The following is a 4,633-nucleotide window of genomic DNA, read 5'->3' as shown; positions in this document are numbered from 1 at the left end:
CTCGCTACGAAAAACTGAAACAAACATTTCTGGCAATCATCCAACTGGCCCTCGGATTCATCCGCCTAAAGCGGATTTAATCGTCAACAGAGCCTAGTCGTCGGGTTTGCCACATCCGGCTGGACTCGAAGCTTGAGAACCCGGAAGAGCGGGAGGGATTCCAGCACCCGAATTTGCTGGTTTGGCTCCTCGGCCAACGCCGGCGTTTGTTGGCGTCCGCACTGACGATTCTATCCGCCTACTGCCAAGCCGGTCGCCCGCGACAGGACCTCAAGCCGTGGGGCTCGTTCGAGGGCTGGTCCGACTTGGTCCGCCAAGCACTCGTCTGGGCAGGACTGCCCGATCCTGGTGCGACGCGACAAGAGCTGGCCATGTCGTCCGACCGTGAGGCCCAAGCACTTCGGGCATTAATTCGTGGGTGGCGCGAAATCGATCCCGAAGGGACCGGGCTCACCTCCTCGAAGCTGATCGACTACTTGGCCGCCGAACATTCCAAATACGAACTCGTCCGAGCGGCAGTAATTGAACTCTGCCCGGCCCCGTACGGAAAGTTGCCTAGCCCGCGGTCCCTCGGCAACAAATTGGCACATCTTCGTGGCCGGAACGTCGGCGGTATGGCGCTCGACAAGCGTGATTCGCACGGCACCGCGCTATGGTGCGTGACGCAGGTTGGGGACATCCCGGCCTCTCAAGGTTGGTCTGGTGGTTCCAGTTGCTCTGGCGGGGGCTCATCCGAAATCGCGGAGGACGTCTTCGCGGCTAGCTCGCGTTCGACATTGGAGCAACCAGATCCGCTGGACCATTCCCTTCACGCCTGCGGCGTTTCCGCGGTGCGATTCGTGGAGGGCGAGCTTTGAACGGCCTGGGCTTACTGGCACATCTTCGCGAGCGGAAGATCACCCTTTGGCTGGAAGGGAATCGGCTGAGATTTCGCGCTCCAGACGGCGCTCTAACAATTGCATTGCGCGAGGCCATCGCCTCACAACGGGATCAAATCATCGCGACACTTCGCGAAAAAAGCTGGCCAGCGCAACGATGCACAATTTGCGATCATGCCGATTGGGTAGACCAACCTAGCGGCGATGGCCGGATTCGTACGACATGTCGCGTTTGCGGGCGCTTTATCGGATACCTTCCCGCGCCCTAAATGGAGCTTGAGTTCGTCGGCGGAACGAGGAAACTGTGAAGTGTTGGCCGAGCACGGCCGCGACAGGAGAGATTGCAGTGGCAAGCCTTTACAAGAAGCCGGTCATCGTCAACGACACCAAGTCCGGCAAGAAAACGAAGACCAAGTCCCGCAAGTGGTGGGGCCGCTTTCGCGACGAGAATGGCGTCGAAAAGCGCGTTCCGCTCGCGTCCGACAAGGCCGCAGCACGGACGATGCTAAACGAACACGTTTTGCGCGTCGAACGCCGAGTCGCCGGGCTGGAGAGCCCTTTCGAGGGACATCAAAGGCGGCGGCTGGCGGAACATCTCGACGACTACCGAAAGTACCTCAGAGACAAAGGCGGGACCGAGGCCCACGTCGTCAAGACGGAGCAACGCGTTCGTTCCGTAGTCGACGGCTGCAAATTCGATCGCATCAACGACATCTCCGCTAGCGGCGTGCAGAGCTATCTGGCACAGCTTCGGTCCGACGGAAAGGGCGCTGCGAACAGCAACCATTACCTGGGGGCGATCAAGTCATTCTCCCGGTGGTTGGTGAGGGACCGGCGCACAAGTGATGACCGGTTGGCACACCTCGCTAAAATGAATGAGGCGACGGATCGACGTCGGGTTCGGCGGCCGTTGTCGGAGGAGGAGTTCGCCCGTCTGTTGGACGCCGCGGCAAATGGGCCGATGATTCAGCATGTGGCCGGGCGGGACCGCGAAATCCTCTACATCATCGCTTGCTACACCGGCTTTCGCCGGAACGAGATTGGCTCGGTCACGATGCGTTCCTTCGATTTTCAGTCCGATCCGCCGACCATGACAGTTGAAGCCGGCTACTCGAAGCGCCGCCGGCGCGACGTCATTCCCCTGCGCCGGGAATTGGCCGTCCGGATCGAGGCTTGGATCACGGAGAAGGCGAACGCCAAGGATTCCGCGCCGCTTTTCACCGTCGCCAATAAGCGTACGGCCGAAATGATCCGCTAAGACTTGGCCGCCGCACGAAAGTCCTGGATCGCTGAGGCCGCGGACGAGCAAGAGCGAGCAGGGCGCGAGCGGTCGTCCTTCCTGGCCTACGAGGACGCCCAGGGGCAGGTCGTGGACTTCCACGCCCTGCGGGGGACGTTCATTACCAACCTGAGCCGCTCCGGCGTGACGCCAAAGACGGCCCAACTCCTGGCCAGGCATTGCGACATCAACTTGACGATGAACACGTACACCAAACTGGGCGTGATGGACCAGGCCGCGGCAGTGGAGGCCTTACCCGCGATCCCCTCGGGCACGTCGCGAACGGACGCCACTGTCCAATGGGCGACGGGAACCGATGGCAAACTGGGCGAGAAAATGGTGCCCACTATGGTGCCGAGAGGTGCCGAAAATGGTGCCATTCGCCTCGCATCGAGCACGTTACGGACTGCACCGGATTGCACCGAGAATGAGCAAAATGATGAAAAGCCGAGGAGGCTAGAAAGCGCAAAAAACCCAGAGAAAACCGGGGCGTTTTGCACTGATTCGCAGCGCATTGCATCGAACTGCACTAGTGGCCGAGGCGGGAATCGAACCCGCACGGTGGTTACCCACCCCGGGATTTTAAGTCCCGTGCGTCTGCCTATTTCGCCACTCGGCCGAGGGAGAGTTTTACTCGTGCTTCTATCGTATCGTCGTGAGCGCGACGTGCCTACTTGGGTGGGTCGGCGGGTGGTGTGCCTTGGACGTGTGCGACCAGCACTGCTGCGAGCGAGATGGCGGCGGTTTCTACGCGGAGGATGCGCGGGCCGAGGCCGATGGGTTCCCAATTGTTGGAATGAGCGTGGGCCAGTTCCTCGCTGGTCCAATCGCCGACGGGGCCGATGGCGGCGACGATTTCTTTCCGCCACCGGGCTGACTCCGTCGCAGGGTTAAGGGAAGCAACGCCGATTTCCGCGATGTATCGTGCCGCCTCATGGGCTACTGCCGCGAAATCACTCCAGGCGACCGGCGCCGCGATTTCCATTAGGCGATTGCGGCCGCATTGTTTCGAGGCTTCGACGACACCGCGGCGCAGCTTGTTGAACATCGAATCGGTGACCTGGCCACTGCGCTGCGTCAGGAGCGGGACTAGGCGAGCGACGCCAAGCTCGGTAGCTTTTTCGACCAACCATTGCTGGCGGTCGCCGGGGGGAAGTGCGACCGCAAGCGTGATCCGCAACGGCAGTTCTCGGTCGACTTGCTCCGTGCTCAAGATCGCCAGTTCTACGTCGCGGCGACCAAGCCGGGTAATTTGGGCGAGGTATTCCTTGCCCAAGCCGTCGAACAGCTTGACTGAATCCCCTATTTTTCCGCGCATCACATGCAAAAGGTGATGCGCTTCGGCGCCGGTAAGCAGTGCCGTGGCCGCTTGGATTTCCTGTTCGACGAAATAGCGATCGGCCATGACGACCTGGGCTTGAGGTGAAGTGAATCGCTGGATTCTACCGATTATGGAAGTGGTGCGGCAGCGTCCGGTCGCGGATGCTGCGCGCTGCGTCATGTTCGCCGAACGAGGGGATTCATGTACTTACAACACTGGAAGCTCGCGCATTCCCCGTTCGCGCCGCGATACGCCGTGCGCCATTTTTTCGCCAGTCCAACGCATGACGAGGCCCTGGCAAGGCTGCAATTCCTGATCGACGATGGGCGGCGCGTTGGATTGTTGCTGGGGGATCGCGGGACCGGTAAGAGCACGGTGTTGGAAGTGCTGCGCGCCAGCCTGGCACGCACCGCGACGACGACCGTACTCGTGAATCTCCAAGGGTTGGATGAAGACGAGACGCTGTGGCAAATCGCCGCCGCGTGCGGACTGAACCCTGCTCGGGAAGCGTCGCGCGGGTGGCTGTGGCGGTCGGTGATGGACTTACTGTTGACGCAACGTTATCAACAACGGGCGACTGTGCTGCTGTTCGATGATGCGCACGAAGCCACGCCGGAGCTAACGACGCTGTTGGCGCGATTCCTGGATTGGGAACAAACGCCTGAAACGCGATTGACCATCGTGCTCGCCGCCATGCCGGATCTGGCGGCGCGGCTGGGGCAGCGCGTGCTGCAACTCGCGGAGTTGCGAGTGAACTTGGACCCATGGGACGCCGGCGATACGGCGGCCTATGTGCGCTCGATGTTGGCGGCCGCGCGCTGCGGGTCGGCCGCATTCAGTTACGCGGCGCTAGAACGCGTACACCTGCTGACCGGCGGTCAGCCGCGACGTGTCGCACAATTGGCCAACCTTGCTTTGCTGGCCGGCGCCGGGCAAGAACTGCCGGAAGTGGACGCGAGCACCGTACAGAGCGTGTTCGACGAGTTGGCGCTGTCGGAAGTGATGTCGCCGCGCTGAGCCGTGACGGGCAGATGTCACACGGTCGTGTGACCCATCGTCTCCTTTCGCTCCGCGAAAGGCTCCGGACCTTTCGCGGAGAGGCTGTGAATTTATTCGATCGAGCTTGCATTTTATCGACGGGGCGCTAAAACGTGG

The 4,633-nt window shown here is 61.2% G+C and carries 5 protein-coding genes and 1 tRNA gene; 3 read left to right on the top strand and 3 right to left on the bottom strand.

What is annotated here, in order from left to right; all coding sequences use genetic code 11:
* Positions 1–173 precede the first annotated feature (173 nt).
* Together SGJ19_18960 and SGJ19_18955 are read left to right on the top strand one after the other, a co-directional pair.
* Positions 174–857: a hypothetical protein gene (locus SGJ19_18960; protein ID MDZ4782330.1), complete on the top strand. Its 684-nt coding sequence runs from the start codon at positions 174–176 to the stop codon at positions 855–857.
* A 367-nt stretch (positions 858–1,224) separates the two neighbouring features.
* Entirely contained in the window at positions 1,225–2,136 is a 912-nt protein-coding gene (locus tag SGJ19_18955) for a tyrosine-type recombinase/integrase (protein ID MDZ4782329.1), read from the top strand.
* Between the two features lie 86 nt (positions 2,137–2,222).
* Here the strand turns inward: SGJ19_18955 and SGJ19_18950 are convergent, their stop codons facing one another.
* From SGJ19_18950 to SGJ19_18940, 3 genes are all read right to left on the bottom strand, one after another.
* Positions 2,223–2,450, bottom strand: coding sequence for a hypothetical protein (locus SGJ19_18950; GenBank protein ID MDZ4782328.1), 228 nt, complete (start codon positions 2,448–2,450; stop codon positions 2,223–2,225).
* Positions 2,451–2,690: 240 nt separating this feature from the next.
* Positions 2,691–2,776 (bottom strand) — tRNA-Leu (locus SGJ19_18945).
* Positions 2,777–2,827: 51 nt separating this feature from the next.
* Entirely contained in the window at positions 2,828–3,562 is a 735-nt protein-coding gene (locus SGJ19_18940; GenBank protein MDZ4782327.1) for an RsmE family RNA methyltransferase, read from the bottom strand.
* A 117-nt stretch (positions 3,563–3,679) separates the two neighbouring features.
* Here SGJ19_18940 and SGJ19_18935 point away from each other — a divergent pair, with 117 nt between their 5' ends.
* Complete coding sequence (locus SGJ19_18935; GenBank protein ID MDZ4782326.1) at positions 3,680–4,495, top strand: AAA family ATPase; 816 nt, start codon at positions 3,680–3,682, stop codon at positions 4,493–4,495.
* Positions 4,496–4,633: the final 138 nt, after the last annotated feature.

The organism is Planctomycetia bacterium (assembly GCA_034440135.1).
GTDB lineage: Bacteria > Planctomycetota > Planctomycetia > Pirellulales > JALHLM01 > JALHLM01.
The sequence above is the reverse complement of the archived record's forward strand: the minus strand, read 5'-3'. Positions and strand labels throughout refer to the sequence as shown.

Bases quoted from the DNA above. Each gene is read 5' to 3' on its own strand.
- SGJ19_18940 (MDZ4782327.1), bottom strand. From the start codon at position 3,562: ATGGCCGATCGCTATTTCGTCGAACAGGAAATCCAAGCGGCCACGGCA.
- SGJ19_18935 (MDZ4782326.1), top strand. From the start codon at position 3,680: ATGTACTTACAACACTGGAAGCTCGCGCATTCCCCGTTCGCGCCGCGA.